Below are 15,227 nucleotides of genomic sequence, written 5' to 3'. Positions count from 1 at the left end.
CGACGTGCTCGAGGTCGCCGCGGCCGACGTGTCGGGCTTCTTCGCACCCGAGCGGCCCGGCCCGCTGGTCCAGCAGCACATCGCACACACCGGCGTGGGGGTCTGCCGCGTCGACCGGTGGCCCGCGCCGCGGACCGTGGTGGCCGAGTCCGGCGGCAACGTCGCGCTGCGCGGGGTCCCGCGCGTCGTCGACGGCCTGGCCGGGTTCGTCGAGGCGCCACCCGAGTGGCTGCCGACCCTCCGCGCCGTCGACCCGGGCACCGCGATCTGGCCGCGTGTGATCGCCGTCCTGCCGGCCACGGTGCGCACGCCCCGACCGGTCGCCGCGGTCCGGCGGCTGGCGGCGGGCGACGCGCCCGCGTTGGCCACGCTCTCCCCCACGATCGCCTGGATCGGCGCGACGTGGGGCGGTGCGGCCGGGCTCGCGGCGTCCGGACGGGCCTGGGCCGCGTTCGACGGCGAGCGGCCGGTCTCCGTCGCGTGCCCGTTCTTCGTCGGCCGGCGGTTCGAGGACCTCGGCGTCGTCACCGAGCCCGGGTCCCGAGGCCGCGGCCTGTCGACCGCGTGCGCCACCGCGGTCGTGGCCGACATCCGTTCCCGGGGTCGCACGCCGACCTGGACGACGAGCCGCGACAACCGGGCCAGCCGGGCGGTCGCGGCCCGCCTCGGCTTCGTGCACGAGCGCGACGACGTCCTCCACGCCGTCCGCACGCCCATCCCGCCGGTCGACTGAAGAAGGGTCCTCCTGCCCCCCACCGCTCGCTGACGCTCGGGGCGGGCCCCTGCAGGAGGGCCGTCCAGCACGTCACCCGGCTCGGGGCCGGCCCGGGACAGGTCCCGCCGCTAGCGCTCCTGGTCGGTGGGGCGCACGAGCACCTCGTTGACCGCCACGTGCGCCGGCTGGGTCACCACGTAGACGATCGCGCGGGCGACGTCCTCGGGCTGCAGCGAGCGCATGCCCTCGGTGTGCGCCAGGGCGGCCGCCTTCGCCTCGGGCTGGGTGATGTGCGAGCGCAGCTCGGTCTCCACCGCGCCGGGCTCGACGAGGGAGATCCGCACACCCCGGGCGGTCACCTCCTGGCGCAGCGACTCGCTGAAGGCGTTCACCGCCCACTTGCTCGCGTTGTAGACCCCGACGCCGGCGCGCGCGGTGCGGCCGGCGGTGCTGGAGATGTTCACGACGTCGCCCGAGCCCTGCTCGAGCATCCCGTCGATCGCCGCGTGGGTCATGTACATCAGACCCATCACGTTGGTGTCGACCATGCGCCGCCAGTCCTCGGGATCGGCGCCGACGATCGTGCCGAGCAGCATCACCCCGGCGTTGTTCACCAGGACGTCGAGGCCGCCGAGCTCGCTGCGGGTGCGGGCGACGGCGTCGCGGCAGGACGCCTCGTCGGTGACGTCGAGGTCCAGGGTGGCCACCTTCGCGTCGGCCTCGCCGAGCCGCGCGGCCAGGCCGTCGAGCCGGTCCCGTCGGCGGGCCCCGATCGCGACCGCGGCCCCGGCCTCGGCCAGGGCGACGGCCGTGGCCTCCCCGATCCCCGACGACGCGCCGGTGACCAGCGCGACCCTGCCGGACAGCGGACGGGCGACCTCAGTCATGCGACCTCCTCCTCCTCGCACGGCCGCCGGGTTGCGGCCGTCGTCCCAGCCTCGCCGATGCCGCCCGCCCCGGCAGCACGGGGGTCCGGGGCGGTCAGGCGAGCGTGACGCCGAAGCCGCGGACCGCCAGCCGCACCAGCACCGGCCCGGGGCGCAGCAGGTCGTCGACCCGCGTCGCGGCGGCGGCCTCCAGGTCGGCCAGCCGGGCCGCGGCGGCGTCCGGGCCGCGGCGCCGGGCGGCGTCGAGTCGGCGGGCGTTGGCCCACACCTTCCGCCGGGACTCCCGCAGGAACACCTGGCTCGCGGTCCGGTTCACCGGGGCCAGCAGCCGGTCCAGCGGGGTGCGCCGTCCCCCGGCCCGGTGCAGCTCGCCGTCCTCGGCGGCGACCCGGGAGGCGAGCACCCGGTCGATCCGCTCGTGATCGCGCCGGCGCCGGTCCAGCGTTCCCGGGTCGTCGAACCCGGCCGGCGGGATCACCCGCACCAGCGACTGCGGCAGGTCGAGGTTGATGTGCGCGTTCATGCCCAGCAGCACGTGGGCCTCCGGCGGGAGGTCCGGCCGCGCGCCGAAGGCCAGCCGCCAGGGCCGGGGTGGCGACGCCGGGTCGCGGCGGTGCGCGGTCAGGGCGTCGAGGTAGAGGTCGGCGAAGTCGACGTCCCACTCCTCGACCCAGGCGGGGTCCTCGAAGTCGCCGGCGTCGATCGCCGCGCCGACGGCGACGGTCGTGCGCAGGTACACGCCGAGGAAGAAGCGGGCGGGGTCGCGGTCGGCCTCCAGCGGTGCCAGCAGCGCCTCCATCCGCGCCACCAGCGCACCGACGCTCCTACCCACGGCGTGGTCAGACCAGTGCGTCGAGGCCGTCGTCCGGGGGCAGCGTCATCGCGGCGTCCACCGGGGGGCGGTGCGGCTGGTCCAGGCCCCGCATGCGCGCGGCGTGCAGCGCGAGCAGCAGGTTCAGCCGCAGCGTCGGGTCGGTGGTGAACGGCCCGAGCAGCCGCTCGAGCTTGCCGATCCGGTAGCGCATCGTGTTGTAGTGGAAGTGCAGCCGGCGCGCGGACTCCGCGACGTTGAGGTTGGTCTCCAGCAGCACCCGCAGCGTCTCGCGGAGGTCCGCGGAGTCGGGGTCCGCGGCGTCCGCCAGCGACCGGAGCACCTCGTCGACGTAGTTGCGCAGCTCGGTGCTGTCGGGGATCAGCGACAGCAGCCGGAAGACGCCGAGCTGGTCGAAGTGGGTCACCGCCTGCGGCCCGTGGATCTCCTGGCCCACGCCGAGCGCGCGGGAGGCCTGCTGGTGCGCCTCGCCGAGCGCCGACAGCGAGCCCGCCGGGCGGCCGATGCCGGTGCCGAGCACCCGTCCCACACGGCGCACCCGCGCGTTGACCCGGCCGGTCACCGCGGTCACCAGCGAGGTGATCTCCTCCGGCGTCCGCCCGTCGAGCGGCAGCACCGTGACGATCTCGGTCGACAGCCCGGCCACCGCGGCGCCGGAGACCTCCGTCTCCAGGGCGGCGCGCCAGCCGTCGGCCAGCCGGTCGAGGACGTCGAGGGCGCGGGTCGGGTCGGCCTGCGGGTCCGCGGCGGTCTCGGTGGCGGTCACCAGGACGACGACCGGCCCGTCCAGCCGCCAGCCGAACGACCGGGTCTGCGCCAGCGCCCGCTCGGTGTGCCGCAGCGACCCGGCGACCAGCCGGCGCACCAGGTCGCCCTGGAAGCGCAGCTCCACCGAGTGCACGGCCTGCTGGCGGATCACCGACAGCGCCGAGACGACCGCCGCCCGCTCCAGCACCGCACCGGCGCCCACGAGCATCGGCCCCCGACGGTGGACGGCGACCAGCCAGCCGTGCCGCTGGTCGCCGGCCATGATCGGCGCGACCGCGTACTCCCCCACCCCGCCGGGCAGCTCGTGGTGCCCGGGGACGAGCAGGATGCCGTCGGCCGGCGAGAGGTCGGCGTCGGCGAGCACGTCGGCCGGGGTGACGACGGTCTGGTCCGCGCGCAGGCCGGAGACCCGGCGGGACGGCGCCATCGTCGCCATCTCGTCCTCGGCCTCGGCGTCCAGCAGCCACAGCCAGTCGCTGATCTCCTCGACGTCCTCGGCCGGGCCGGCGGTGGTGACGATCTCCCGGTCCGGCCCGAGCCCCAGGACGGCGGCGCCCTCCAGGGAGACCGCCAGCTGGTCGGTGACCTCGGCCAGCCCGCCGCCGCTGAGCGCGACGTCGATGAACTGGTCGTGCATGCGGGTGGACAGCGCCAGCGCCTCGCTCTGCTTGCCGACGACGGCGCCGAGCACCTCGGAGACGACCTCGCCCATGCGCACCTCGGCCGGCAGCGCCAGCACCGGCAGGGCCCGGCGGTCGGCCTCGGCGAGCACGTCGGCCGGCACCGGCGCCGGACCCTCGGCCCGGCGGTAGGCCAGCGCCGCGGTGCCCATCGAGTCCAACCGCTCCACCAGGGCGCGGCAGTTGGCGGCGTCCGCCGGGGGCAGCCGCGCCCCCAGGACGACCAGGACGTCGGGGCCCGCGACGGCCAACGGGTCGGCCGGGTCGTCGACCACCATGTAGCGGACGACGCGGTCCAGTCCGCCACGGCCGGCGACCACCTCGGTCCCGGCCAGTCCGGGCAGCCGCAGCGCCTCGGCCAGGGTCAGGCCCATGCGCTCCTGCCAGCTGGGCCGCTCGCCGCGGCTCTCGGTCACGGACGCCTCCGCTGCCGACAGGTGACGCCGGGACGAGACCATGCGCTCACCCAACGTGGGGACGACGAGCGAGGCTTCACCCTGGGTCACGACACCCACTTTCCCAGTTACCGATGCACATGGCCACATCCCAGCACCCTGTCAGGAGTGCCTGGACCCACTCCCCCATTCTTGGCGACTTCCGCCATACAAGGGCATGCGACGCGCCGCATAGGTTCGAGACCCGGTTCCGCCCCGCCCGGTGGATGGTAGGCCGGTTCCCCTCCCAGGGTGCCGCCCAGCCCCCCTCCAGCGGGTGGGCTGGACTCGGGCGGGGGGTCTCGAGCCGACGGTGCCCCCCGTGGTCACCAGCGTGAAGAGGGTCGCCATGCGCACCATCGACGAGACCGCAGGCCCGGGCGGGAGCCGCCCCGGGGCTCGAACCTCCCCGCGTGGCCAGGCCGCGCGGGCCGGACTGCCGACCATCCCCCTGCCGCGCGAGTCCGCCCAGGCCACCGCGCGCACCGCTCCCCCCGCCCGCGCCGCCACCGCCGTGCCCGCCTCGGCGAGCACCGGTGTCGCCGACCTCCTGCGCGGTCCGGTCCGCCCGGCGCGCGTGCTGCTCAGCGTCCCCGCCGCCGTCTACCTACAGGTGCCCACCGAACGCGGCGGCGACGTCGTCGGGGTGATCACCAGCGACGCCGCCCGCCTCCCGCTGGCCTGCGTGCTCTTCCGCCCCAGCAACGGCCGTCCGCTGGTGGCCCTCCCGCCGGACGCCCCGGCCGAGGTCGGGGGCGGGCGCATCGTCGTCGGGGACCTCGCCGTCAGCGCCGCCGCCTGGTGGGACCCGCGCCCCCGGCTGCCCCGCCCGCGCCCGGCCCTGCTGCCGGAGGGCGTGCGCCAGCTGCGCAACGCCCTCTACGGCGAGGGTGTGCCGCACAGCGCGTTCACCCTCCCCGGCCTGCCGGCCGGTCCCGGTGGCCCGCTGGCCGCCCTGCGCGGCGCCGTCCGCCGGGCCGACCTCGACGCCGCGCTGCGCACGGCCACCCGGCTGATCGGTCTGGGCCCGGGGCTGACCCCGGCCGGGGACGACGTCATGGCCGGGACGATGGCCGGGCTGGTGCTGCTGGGTCACCCGGCCGCGGAGCGCTTCTCCTCGGCGGTCTCGGCACTCGCCGCAGGCCGGACGACGGAGCTGTCGCGGGCACTGCTGCGGCACGCCGCCGCCGGGCGGGTCAGCGCGGAGTACGCCGCGGTGCTGCACGGGCTGGTCGGCGAGCGACCGCTGGCCCCGGCGATCGACGGGCTGCTCGCCACGGGTGCCACGAGCGGCCGCGCCATGGCGCTGGGGCTGTGCACCGCGATCGACCTCGTCGACCGGACCATGCGCACCCGCTGACAGAGGCCGCCGGGAGCCCCCGTCCTGTCCGGACGGGGGCTCTCGCGCGTCAGGGGCCGTGATCCTCAGCAGGTGGCTGCCCGACCCGCCGACGGCGGCAACCACTCGCCGATGGTCACCGCAGGACCGGGCCGGGGACGGCCCCTGGTCGGGGTGGACCGGTCGCGGGGGCCGGAGGCTCCCCCGAGCGGGGACGGGAGGCCTGGGCTCAGCGGCAGCCGGGTACGGCACGTGGCCGCGGTGCGGTCCCTGGGAGCGGGGGGCCGGAGGCTCCCCCGAGCGGGGACGGGAGGCCTGGGCTCAGCGGCAGCCGGGTACGGCACGTGGCCGCGGTGCGGTCCCTGGGAGCGGGGGGCCGGAGGCTCCCCCGAGCGGGGACGGGAGGCCTGGGCTCAGCGGCAGCCGGGTACGGCACGTGGCCGCGGTGCGGTCCGGTAGGACCGCAATGTCACAGCCTCAGAGCCGGCAGGCGTGGATGCTGGTGACCAGGATCGCCCGGGCGCCGAGCTCCCACAGCTCGTCCATCACCCGGTTGGTGTCGGACTGGGCGACCATCGCGCGCACCGCGGACCAGCCCTCGGTCTGCAGCGGGCTGACCGTCGGCCCCTCGAGGCCCGGGGTCAGCGCGGTCGCCTTCTCCAGCAGCTCGTTGGGGCAGTCGTAGTCGAGCATCACGTACTGCCGGGCGACCAGGACCCCGCGGAGCCGGCGGCGCAGCTGCGCGACGGCCGGGATCTCCTCCGCGCCGGCCCGCCGGACCAGGATGGCCTCGCTGGTGAGCACCGGCTCACCGATGATGTGCAGCCCGGCAGCGCGCAGCGTCGTCCCGGTCTCGACCACGTCGCAGACGGCGTCGGCGACACCGAGCCGGCAGGCGGTCTCCACCGCGCCGTCGAGCTTCACCACCGAGGCCGGGATGCGCTGCTCGTCGAGGTAGCGCTGCAGCAGCACCGGGTAGGCCGTGGCGATCCGCTTGCCGGCCAGCTGGTCGACGGTCTCGATGGCGGACTCCACCGGGGTGGCGAAGCGGAACGACGAGCGGCCGAAGCCCAGCGGCATGACCTCCACCGCGGCGACGCCCTCGCCGTCGGCCGGGGCGGTCTCGAGCAGCATGTCCCGGCCGGTGATGCCGACGTCGAGCGTGCCGGCGGCGACGTAGACGGCGATGTCGCGCGGCCGCAGGTAGAAGAACTCGGTGTCGCTGTCCGGGTCGTAGACGGCGAGGTCCTTGGTGCTGCGGCGCTGCCGGTAGCCGCTCTCCGCGAGCATCTCGGCCGCGGGCTCGCTCAGGACCCCCTTGTTGGGCACGGCGATGCGCAGCACAGGTGGAGCTCCTTAAACCGTGGGATCTACAGGCGAGCGTAGACGTCGTCCAGGGTCAGCCCGCGGGCGAGCATGAGGACCTGCACCCGGTAGAGGAGCTGGCTGACCTCCTCGGCGGTCCGCTCGGGCCCCTCGTGCTCGGCGGCCATCCAGGACTCGGCGGCCTCTTCGACGACCTTCTTGCCCGCGGCGTGCACGCCGTCGCGGACCGCGCCGACCGTCCCGGACGCGGGGTCGCCGGCGGCGACCTTCGCCGAGAGCTCGGCGAACAGCTGGTCGAAGGTCTTCACGCGCGGCTCCCGTCGGCTGGTCGGATCGAGAAGCCGGTGGGCCGGGCGGGCCCGCGCAGGCTGCGGAGGGTCAGCGCCGTGGCCAGGGCGGCCACGGCCGCCTCCCAGCCCTTGTCCTCGGCCGAGCCGGGCAGGCCGGCCCGGTCGCGCGCCTGCTCCTCGGTGTCGCAGGTCAGGACGCCGTTGCCCACGGGCGTGCCCGCGTCGAGGGCCACCCGCGTGAGCCCGGCGGTGACCGCGTCGCAGACGTACTCGAAGTGCGGCGTCCCGCCGCGGATGACCACGCCGAGCGCCGCGACCGCGTCGTGCCGCTCGGTGAGCGCCTGGGCCACCACCGGCAGCTCCACCGCGCCCGGGACCCGGACGACGGTCGGCTCGGGGACGCCGCTGGCGACCGCGGCGGCGACCGCCCGCTCCAGCAGCGCGCCGGTGATCTCGGCGTGCCAGGTGGTGGCGACGATGCCCAGGGTCAACCCGGCCGCGTCGACCGCCGCCGCCTCCGGCGCACCCCTGCCGCTCACAGCCGCTGCTCCCTCTGGCGCAGCGGGACGTCGGTGCCCGGCACGGTCGCGGCGTCGGCCGGACCGGACTCGGTCTCCGGCTCGATGATGTCCAGCAGGTGGCCCATCCGGTCGCGCTTGGTGCGCAGGTAGGCGAGGTTCTCCGCGGTCACGTGGCTGGGCAGCGGCACCCGGCCGGTCACCTTGAGCCCGTAGCCCTCCAGGCCGGCGCGCTTGGCCGGGTTGTTGGTGAGCAGCCGCATGGTGTGCACGCCGAGGTCGACGAGGATCTGCGCGCCGGTGCCGTAGTCGCGGGCGTCCGCGGGCAGGCCGAGGTCGAGGTTGGCGTCGACGGTGTCGATGCCGCTGTCCTGCAGCTGGTAGGCCTGCAGCTTGTGCAGCAGACCGATGCCCCGGCCCTCGTGCCCGCGGACGTAGAGCACGATGCCGCGGCCCTCCTGCGCCACCGCGGCCAGCGCCGCCTGCAACTGGGGGCCGCAGTCGCAGCGCAGCGAGCCGAAGACGTCACCGGTGAGGCACTCGGAGTGCACGCGGACCAGCACGTCCTCGCCGTCGCCGATGTCGCCGTAGACGAACGCGACGTGCTCCCGGTCGTCGTAGGAGCTGCGGTAGCCGACGGCGGTGAAGGTGCCCGGCGCCAGCGGCACGGTGGCCTCGGCCACCCGCTCGACCAGCTTGTCGAAGCGCTTGCGGTAGGCGATGAGGTCGGCGATCGAGATCAGGCACAGGTCGTGCTCGTCGGCGAAGGCCCGCAGCTCCTCGCCGCGCGCCATGCCGACCGGGTCCTCCTCGCTGACCACCTCGCACAGGGTGCCCGAGGGGCGCAGCCCGGCCAGCACCGCGAGGTCCACGGCGGCCTCGGTGTGCCCGGGCCGGCGCAGCACGCCGCCGTCCCGGGCGCGCAGCGGCACGATGTGCCCGGGCCGGGCCAGGTCGGTGGAGTCGGTGTCCGGCGAGGCGAGCAGCCGGATGGTCTGCGCCCGGTCGGAGGCGGAGATGCCGGTGGTCACGCCCTCGCGGGCGTCGACGGTGACGGTGTAGGCGGTGCCGCGCCGGTCCTGGTTGACCCGGAACATCGGCGGCAGGTCCAGCCGGTCGGCGTCGCCCTCGGTGACGGCCACGCAGATGTAGCCCGAGGTGTAGCGGACCATGAACGCGACGAGTTCCGGGGTGGCCAGCTCGGAGGCGAAGATCAGGTCGCCCTCGTTCTCCCGGTCCTCGTCGTCGATCACGACGACCGGGCGGCCGCTCTTGATGGCGGCGATCGCGTCCTCGACCGTGTCGAGGCGGATGGTGGCAGTCACCGACGGGCTCCCAACAGGCGTTCCACGTACTTGGCGATCACGTCGACCTCCAGGTTGACCGGGCTCCCGGGAGGGACGGCACCCAGCGTGGTCTCGCGCAGGGTGGTGGGGATGAGGCTGACCTCGAGCCACGGCTCGGGGTCGTCGGCGGCGCTGACCGCGCTGACGGTGAGCGAGACGCCGTCCACGGTGATCGAGCCCTTCTCGACGACGTAGCGTGCCAGCTCGGGCGGCAGCCCGACCCGCACGACCTCCCAGTGCTCGCCGGGGGTGCGGGTGAGCACGGTGCCGACGCCGTCGACGTGGCCCTGCACCAGGTGCCCGCCGAGCCGGGTGTGCGGCGTGACGGCGCGCTCCAGGTTGACCGGGTCGCCGGCGCCGAGCGCGCCCAGGCTGCTGCGGCGGAGGGTCTCGGCCATCACGTCGGTGGTCCACTCTTCCCCGTCGGTCCCCGTGACGGTGAGGCAGACGCCGTTCACGGCGACCGAGTCGCCCAGCGCCACGCCCTCCAGCGCCTTGCGCGCCCGGATGCGCAGCTGCGCGGCGTCCTGCTGGTCCACCCGGGCCAGCAGGGTGCCGACCTCCTCGACGATGCCGGTGAACACGATCAACTCCCTCCGGTCGCGCCGCGGGAGTCCGCGACGCGCCGGACCCCAGTGTGCCGGGTCGGCCGCAGCCGGATCTCCACGTCCCCGCCCAGGCGGGTGAGGCCGGTGACCGTGAGGGTCAGCGCGTCGCCGATCCCGGTGATTCCCAGGTCGCCGACCAGGGGGGCGCCGGCGCCGAGCAGCTTGGGCGCCAGGTGCACGACCGCCTCGTCGACCAGCCCGTCGCGCAGGAAGGCCGCGGTCAGCGTCGGCCCGCCCTCCAGCAGCACCCGCCGCACGTCGCGGGCGAACAGCTCGGCGAGCAGCTCCCGCGGGCCGGCCGCAGCGCTGACCAGGGTGGGCGCGGCAGCGTCGAGCACCCGGGCGGTGTCCGGGAGCCGGCCGCGGCGGTCGAGGACGACGCGCAGCGGCTGCCGCGCGGCGTCCCGGCCGTCGGCGTCGCGGACGGTCAGCTGCGGGTCGTCGGCCAACGCCGTGCCCGAGCCGACGACGACCGCGTCACAGGTGGCCCGCAGCCGGTGGACGGCGGCACGGGCCTCCGGGCCGGTGACCCAGCGGCTGCTGCCGTCGGCCGCGGCGACCCGCCCGTCGAGGGTGCCGGCGACCTTCCAGACCACGAACGGGCGATGCTGGCGCACGCCGGTCAGCCACGCGGCCAGCGCGCCCTCCTCGGCGGCCTGCTGGTCCACGCCCAGCTCGACGTCGACGCCGGCGGCGCGCAGCCGGTCGACCCCGCCACCGGCCAGCTGCGTCGGCTCGGGGACGGCGACCACCACGCGGGCGACCCCGGCGGCGAGCAGGGCGTCGGCGCACGGCCCGGTGCGGCCGGTGTGCGCGCACGGCTCGAGGGTGACGACGACGGTGCCGCCGCGGGCCCGCTCCCCGGCCTGCTCGAGCGCCCGGACCTCGGCGTGCGGGCCGCCGGGCGGCGCGGTCGCGCCCTCCCCCACCGGCGTCCCGCCGGCGGCCAGCACCACCGCCCCCACCGGCGGGTTCGGGCTCGTGGTGCCGAGGACGCCCATCCCCAGCTCGCGGGCCCGGGCCATGGCGGAGAGCTCGGCCGCGGAGGCGCTCACACCGGCCGCGCCGCGGCGGCCTGCGCGCGCAGCCCGGCGATGGCGCGCGCCGGGTCGTCGGCGCCGTAGACGGCCGAGCCCGCGACGAAGACGTCGGCGCCGGCGGCGGCGGCCTGCTCGATGGTGTCGGCGTTGATCCCGCCGTCGACCTCCACCAGCAGCGTGAGGTGGCCGGTGTCGATCAGCTCACGGGCGCGGCGGACCTTGGGCAACGTCTCGGCGATGAACGACTGGCCGCCGAACCCGGGCTCCACGGTCATGACCAGCAGGGTGTCGAACTCCGAGAGCACGTCGAGGTACTCCTCCAGCGGGGTGCCCGGCTTGAGCGCCAGCCCGGCCAGCGACCCGGCGGCGCGCAGGTCCCGGGCGACGGCGCGCGGGTCGCCGCTGCAGGCCTCGGCGTGCACGGTGACGTTGCGCGCGCCGGCCTCGGCGTACCCCGGCGCCCACCGCTCCGGGGCCTCGATCATCAGGTGGCAGTCCAGCGGCACCGGGCTGACCGCCTGCAGCGCCTGCATCACCGGCAGCCCGAAGGTCAGGTTCGGCACGAAGTGCGCGTCCATGACGTCGAAGTGCAGCCAGTCGGCGTCGGCGACCCGCCGGGACTCCTCGGCCAGCCGGGCGAAGTCCGCCGACAGGAGGCTGGGCGCGATCATGGGGGTGCGGGACACGTCCGCCGAGTCTAGGCGGCGGTGATCACCGCCCGGCGCGGGAGCGGCGGTACCAGAGGCCACCGGCCACGGCGGCGAGCCCGGCGACCGCCGCGACCGGGACCAGCCAGCCGCTGCCGGTCCCCTCGTCGGCCGCGGCCGGGTCGGGCGTCGTCGCGGTGGGCGCCGGCTCGGACTCCGTCGGCGTCGCCGACACCGTGGGAGCGGGCGCCGACGTCGAGGGGGCGGGGGTCCCCGGGGCGACCGTGAGGACGGGTGCCGGCAGCTCCGGCTCCGGCCCGCCGGGCACCTGCTGCTCGATCCAGGCGTCCTCGGTGCCGTCGGCGTAGACCTGCACCGTCGGGAAGGCCAGCTCGGTCACCCCGGCCAGCAGGGTCGCCACGGTCACCGCGTACTCCGCGTCGGCCCCGGGGGGCAGCGCGGGCCCGCCGACCTCGAAGCCCTGGCCGGTGGAGGCCAGCGTCCAGCCGGCCGGCCCGGAGGCCAGCGAGACACCGGCCGGGTCGATGCCCTCGGGCAGCCGGGTGCGCATCGCGGTGATGCCCGCGGCGGCCTCCGACGCGGCGGAGAACTGCAGGGTCACCGGGCCGGTGCCGGCCACCGCCCCAGGGGCGTCGACGGAGACGTGGGCGGCCGCCGTCCCGGTGCCGGCGGCGAGCAGGAGGGCGCTCATCAGGACGGTGGCAGCGGTCCGGCGCGCGGCCGGCGAGCGAGGGGTCACGGAACAGGAGTCGCCGGCGGGACGCCCCGGGTTCCCGCGGATCGCCGGAACGCCGCCGCGGACCGTGGCGAGGACGTCGCCGTCCGTACGACTCCCCGGGCGCGCCGACGGTCGGCGTCCCCTCCCCTGCCGCGCCGCGCTCGGGGACCCCCGATACGGAACCGCATGCCCCTACCGTGCTCGGAGTGGTCCGGGCCAGACGGCGGACGGCGGGGCACAGGGCGAGACGGCGCACCTCGGTCGCCGTTCCGGTCGCCTGGTTCACCTGCGCCGGTCTGGCGGTGACCCTCGCCCTGGCGCTGCTCACCGGGGTGCTCGCCCGGCGGGCCGGCCTCGAACAGGGCACCCGGGCCTTCGAGAACCTCGCGCGCGTCACCGCCGCCACCCTGACCCCCGTCCTGGACGGCTCCCGCGGCGTGCTGCCCGACCCGCCCGGCGACCTGCGCACCCACGTCACGGCGCTGGTGGCGGCCGGCCCGGTGGTCGCGGTCCGGGTGCGCGCGGCGAACGGTGCGGTCCTCTGGGCCGACGACCGCAGCGTCGTCGGCCGGGTCGCGCCGCTGCCGGACGTCGCACTGCGCGCCCTGCGGACCGGCTCGGTCGCCTCGCGCGTCGCCGAGCCCGGCGACCCGACCGTGCTCGCGGGGCGCAGCAGCGGCCGGGTGCTGGTGGCCTGGGTGGGGGTGGACGACGTCCACGGCGACCCCCTGCTGGTCGAGTTCCACGAGAGCTACTCCGAGGTGGCCGACCTGGCCCAGCGCACCTGGCTGCGCTTCGCACCGGCCGCGCTGGGCGCCCTGGCGGTGCTGCAGGTGCTCCAGGTGCCGCTGGCCTGGCGGCTGGCGTCCAGGCTGCGCCGGTCCCGGCAGGCCGAGGACGCGCTGCTCCGGGCGGCCGTGGACGCCTCGGACGCCGAGCGGCGCCGGATCGCCGGCGAGGTCCACGACCACGTCGTCCAGGACCTCACCGGGCTGGCCTTCGAGATCGACGCCGCGCAGATGCGCGGCCGGCCCCGCGACCCCGAGGACGCCGCGCTGCTGGAGCGCACGGCACAGGGCCTGCGGCGGACGGTCGAGGACCTCCGGTCCCTCCTGGTCGCCCTCATCCCCGCGCGGAACGGCGGCTTCCGCGGCGGCCTGGGCCCGGCGCTGGAGGTGCTGGCGCAGGAGACCGCCCGCACCGGCATCCGGGTCACCGTGCACGCCGACGCGGCCCGGGACCTGCCCGGACCGACGGCCGCGCTGCTCTACCGCTGCGCCCAGGAGGCGCTGCGCAACGTCGTCACGCACAGCCGGGCGACCTCGGTCGAGGTCACCGTCACCCGAGACCAGGGAGTTGCCACGATGCGGATCGAGGACGACGGCCGGGGCTTCGACGAGGCCCGTCTGAGCGAACGCGCCGTGGCCGGACACGTCGGGCTCCGGACGCTGGGCGAGCTGCTGGTGGACGCCGGCGGCTCCCTGACCCTGGCCAGCGCCCCGGGCGAGGGCACCCGCCTGGTCGCGACCGTGCCGTTGGCGGCCGGCGCGCCCCTGACGTCGGGAGCGGTCCGGTGATCCGCGTGCTGGTCGTCGACGACCACGCCGTCGTCCGCCGGGGCATCTCCAGCCTGCTCACCGCCGCCGACGACCTCGAGTGCGTCGGCGCGGTCGGCGACGGCGACTCCGCCCTCGAGCTGGTCGAGCAGCTGGACCCCGACGTGCTGCTGCTGGACCTGTCGATGCCCGGCCGGGACGGCGTCACGGTGATCCGGGACCTGCGGGCGCGCGGCCACACCACCCCGGTGCTGGTGCTCACCTCCTTCGGGGAGCCCGACCTGGTGCTGCCCGCGCTGCTCGCCGGCGCCGACGGCTACCTGCTCAAGTACCAGGACGGCGAGTCGATCCTCGACGCGGTGCGCTGCATCGCCGCGGGCGGGGCGCCGGTCGACCCGATGGTGACCTCCGCCGTGCTCGCCGACCTGCGCGACCGCGGCCAGAGTGACCTGCTCACCGAGCGCGAGAAGGAGGTGCTGGAGCTGGTCCGCCAGGGCCTGCCCAACAAGGTGATCGCCCGGCGGCTGCGGATCAGCGAGGCCACGGTGAAGACCCACGTCACCCGGATCCTGCAGCGGATCGGCGCCACCGACCGCACCCAGGCGGCGCTGTGGGCCGAGCGCCGCCTCCACCCCGCCGCCCCTCCCCACCGGACGACGGGATGACCGGCGCGCACCGCCGGACCCGGCGCGCACGCGGGCCTGCCCCCGACCCGGAGCAGCGCCCGGTCCTGCTGCACTACGCGGCGACGGGCCGGCCGGCCCCGCGCCGGTGGTCGGAGCGGCTGGCGCTGCTGGCGGGCGCGGTCGCCGTCCTGGCATCGATCGGCGGGGCCACGCTCACCGGCGCGTGGGCCGGCTTCTCCCTCCTGGGCGGGCCGGTCGCGCCCGCCCGGCCCGCGGCCGAGGAGATCGCGGCCCGACCGGCGCCGCCCCCTGCGACCCCGTCCCCGTCGGCACCCCCCGACCACCGGCCGGCCGCGGCCGGGCCCGGGCGCAGCTCGGCCGACCGGCCGACCCGCGAGGCGCCGCCGTCGGCCGACGGGCTCCTCGCCGTCCAGTCCCTGGCCGAGCCGTCGCCCACCGCCCTCCCCGCGGCCGGCCCGCAGGACGCCGGGTCGGCCACGAGCCAGCAGCAGACCACCGCGCCGCCACAGCCCCTGCCGGCGCCGGTGGTCCCCACGGCAGCAGCCGGTGCCACCGGGACGGCCGAGACCGAGGCGCTGCCGAGCAGCTCCGCACCGTCCACCGCGGACCCGACGACCGCGTCGCCGCCGGCGCCCGAGCCGGACCCGGCGACGCCGACGCCGACGGCCCCCTCCTCGAGCCCGCCACGCGACGACCCCGGCGAGCGGGACCCCGACGACGCGGCTGCGCGGGACCCCCACGAGGACGAGGACGGGGAGGACCGCGAGCGCGGGGACCACGAGGACGAGGACGACGACCCCGACCGCACCACCACCCCCACCCCGAGGCCGACCGGCTCCGACGACTGAGCCCGCG

Annotated in this window: 16 protein-coding genes; 5 read left to right on the top strand and 11 right to left on the bottom strand. The window is 76.8% G+C overall.

The window, feature by feature from the left end:
- Nucleotides 1-4: 4 nt before the first annotated feature.
- Nucleotides 5-733: a GNAT family N-acetyltransferase gene (locus ACI78Z_RS15260; protein ID WP_457037382.1), complete on the top strand. Its 729-nt coding sequence runs from the start codon at nt 5-7 to the stop codon at nt 731-733.
- A gap of 110 nt (nt 734-843) precedes the next feature.
- On the opposite strand, the gene ACI78Z_RS15255 is transcribed toward ACI78Z_RS15260, so the two are convergent.
- The 3 genes from ACI78Z_RS15255 to ACI78Z_RS15245 form a co-directional block, all read right to left on the bottom strand.
- On the bottom strand, nt 844-1,602 hold the full coding sequence (locus ACI78Z_RS15255; protein WP_457037381.1) for an SDR family NAD(P)-dependent oxidoreductase: 759 nt from the start codon (nt 1,600-1,602) through the stop codon (nt 844-846).
- Between the two features lie 94 nt (nt 1,603-1,696).
- Nucleotides 1,697-2,434, bottom strand: a complete 738-nt coding sequence (locus tag ACI78Z_RS15250) for a DUF5995 family protein (RefSeq protein WP_457037380.1) — start codon at nt 2,432-2,434, stop codon at nt 1,697-1,699.
- A 7-nt stretch (nt 2,435-2,441) separates the two neighbouring features.
- Nucleotides 2,442-4,298: a PucR family transcriptional regulator gene (locus ACI78Z_RS15245; RefSeq protein ID WP_457037379.1), complete on the bottom strand. Its 1,857-nt coding sequence runs from the start codon at nt 4,296-4,298 to the stop codon at nt 2,442-2,444.
- Between the two features lie 340 nt (nt 4,299-4,638).
- Between ACI78Z_RS15245 and ACI78Z_RS15240 the strand changes: the two genes are divergently transcribed.
- Nucleotides 4,639-5,676 carry a DUF2877 domain-containing protein gene (locus ACI78Z_RS15240; protein WP_457037378.1) on the top strand — a complete coding sequence of 346 codons (1,038 nt, stop codon included), beginning with the start codon at nt 4,639-4,641 and terminating at the stop codon, nt 5,674-5,676.
- A gap of 456 nt (nt 5,677-6,132) precedes the next feature.
- Here ACI78Z_RS15240 and hisG read toward each other — a convergent pair whose 3' ends face one another.
- The 8 genes from hisG to ACI78Z_RS15200 are packed head-to-tail and all read right to left on the bottom strand — an operon-like array spanning nt 6,133 to nt 12,142.
- On the bottom strand, nt 6,133-6,999 hold the full coding sequence (hisG, locus tag ACI78Z_RS15235) for an ATP phosphoribosyltransferase (protein WP_457037377.1): 867 nt from the start codon (nt 6,997-6,999) through the stop codon (nt 6,133-6,135).
- 26 nt (nt 7,000-7,025) lie between these two features.
- Nucleotides 7,026-7,289 carry a phosphoribosyl-ATP diphosphatase gene (locus ACI78Z_RS15230; protein ID WP_457037376.1) on the bottom strand — a complete coding sequence of 88 codons (264 nt, stop codon included), beginning with the start codon at nt 7,287-7,289 and terminating at the stop codon, nt 7,026-7,028.
- Nucleotides 7,286-7,810, bottom strand: coding sequence for a 6,7-dimethyl-8-ribityllumazine synthase (gene ribH, locus ACI78Z_RS15225; RefSeq protein WP_457037375.1), 525 nt, complete (start codon nt 7,808-7,810; stop codon nt 7,286-7,288). Before ribH ends, ACI78Z_RS15230 begins: the two co-directional genes overlap by 4 nt.
- Entirely contained in the window at nt 7,807-9,114 is a 1,308-nt protein-coding gene (locus ACI78Z_RS15220; RefSeq protein WP_457037374.1) for a bifunctional 3,4-dihydroxy-2-butanone-4-phosphate synthase/GTP cyclohydrolase II, read from the bottom strand. The genes ribH and ACI78Z_RS15220 overlap by 4 nt, the downstream gene beginning before the upstream one ends.
- Nucleotides 9,111-9,719: a riboflavin synthase gene (locus ACI78Z_RS15215; RefSeq protein WP_457037373.1), complete on the bottom strand. Its 609-nt coding sequence runs from the start codon at nt 9,717-9,719 to the stop codon at nt 9,111-9,113. The genes ACI78Z_RS15220 and ACI78Z_RS15215 overlap by 4 nt, the downstream gene beginning before the upstream one ends.
- A 2-nt stretch (nt 9,720-9,721) precedes the next feature.
- Nucleotides 9,722-10,798 (bottom strand): bifunctional diaminohydroxyphosphoribosylaminopyrimidine deaminase/5-amino-6-(5-phosphoribosylamino)uracil reductase RibD, encoded by a 1,077-nt coding sequence (gene ribD / locus ACI78Z_RS15210; protein WP_457037372.1) that lies wholly within the window; start codon nt 10,796-10,798, stop codon nt 9,722-9,724.
- On the bottom strand, nt 10,795-11,469 hold the full coding sequence (rpe, locus tag ACI78Z_RS15205; protein ID WP_457037371.1) for a ribulose-phosphate 3-epimerase: 675 nt from the start codon (nt 11,467-11,469) through the stop codon (nt 10,795-10,797). The genes ribD and rpe overlap by 4 nt, the downstream gene beginning before the upstream one ends.
- Nucleotides 11,470-11,494: 25 nt before the next feature.
- Entirely contained in the window at nt 11,495-12,142 is a 648-nt protein-coding gene (locus ACI78Z_RS15200; protein ID WP_457037370.1) for a DUF1775 domain-containing protein, read from the bottom strand.
- A gap of 233 nt (nt 12,143-12,375) precedes the next feature.
- Here ACI78Z_RS15200 and ACI78Z_RS15195 point away from each other — a divergent pair, with 233 nt between their 5' ends.
- The 3 genes from ACI78Z_RS15195 to ACI78Z_RS15185 are packed head-to-tail and all read left to right on the top strand — an operon-like array spanning nt 12,376 to nt 15,220.
- Nucleotides 12,376-13,746, top strand: coding sequence for a sensor histidine kinase (locus ACI78Z_RS15195; RefSeq protein ID WP_457037369.1), 1,371 nt, complete (start codon nt 12,376-12,378; stop codon nt 13,744-13,746).
- Nucleotides 13,743-14,390 carry a response regulator gene (locus ACI78Z_RS15190; RefSeq protein ID WP_457037368.1) on the top strand — a complete coding sequence of 216 codons (648 nt, stop codon included), beginning with the start codon at nt 13,743-13,745 and terminating at the stop codon, nt 14,388-14,390. The genes ACI78Z_RS15195 and ACI78Z_RS15190 overlap by 4 nt, the downstream gene beginning before the upstream one ends.
- Nucleotides 14,387-15,220, top strand: a complete 834-nt coding sequence (locus ACI78Z_RS15185; protein ID WP_457037367.1) for a hypothetical protein — start codon at nt 14,387-14,389, stop codon at nt 15,218-15,220. The genes ACI78Z_RS15190 and ACI78Z_RS15185 overlap by 4 nt, the downstream gene beginning before the upstream one ends.
- Nucleotides 15,221-15,227 lie beyond the last annotated feature (7 nt).

The sequence above is a fragment of the Geodermatophilus sp. SYSU D01176 genome, assembly GCF_054050015.1.
The sequence above is the reverse complement of the archived record's forward strand: the minus strand, read 5'-3'. Positions and strand labels throughout refer to the sequence as shown.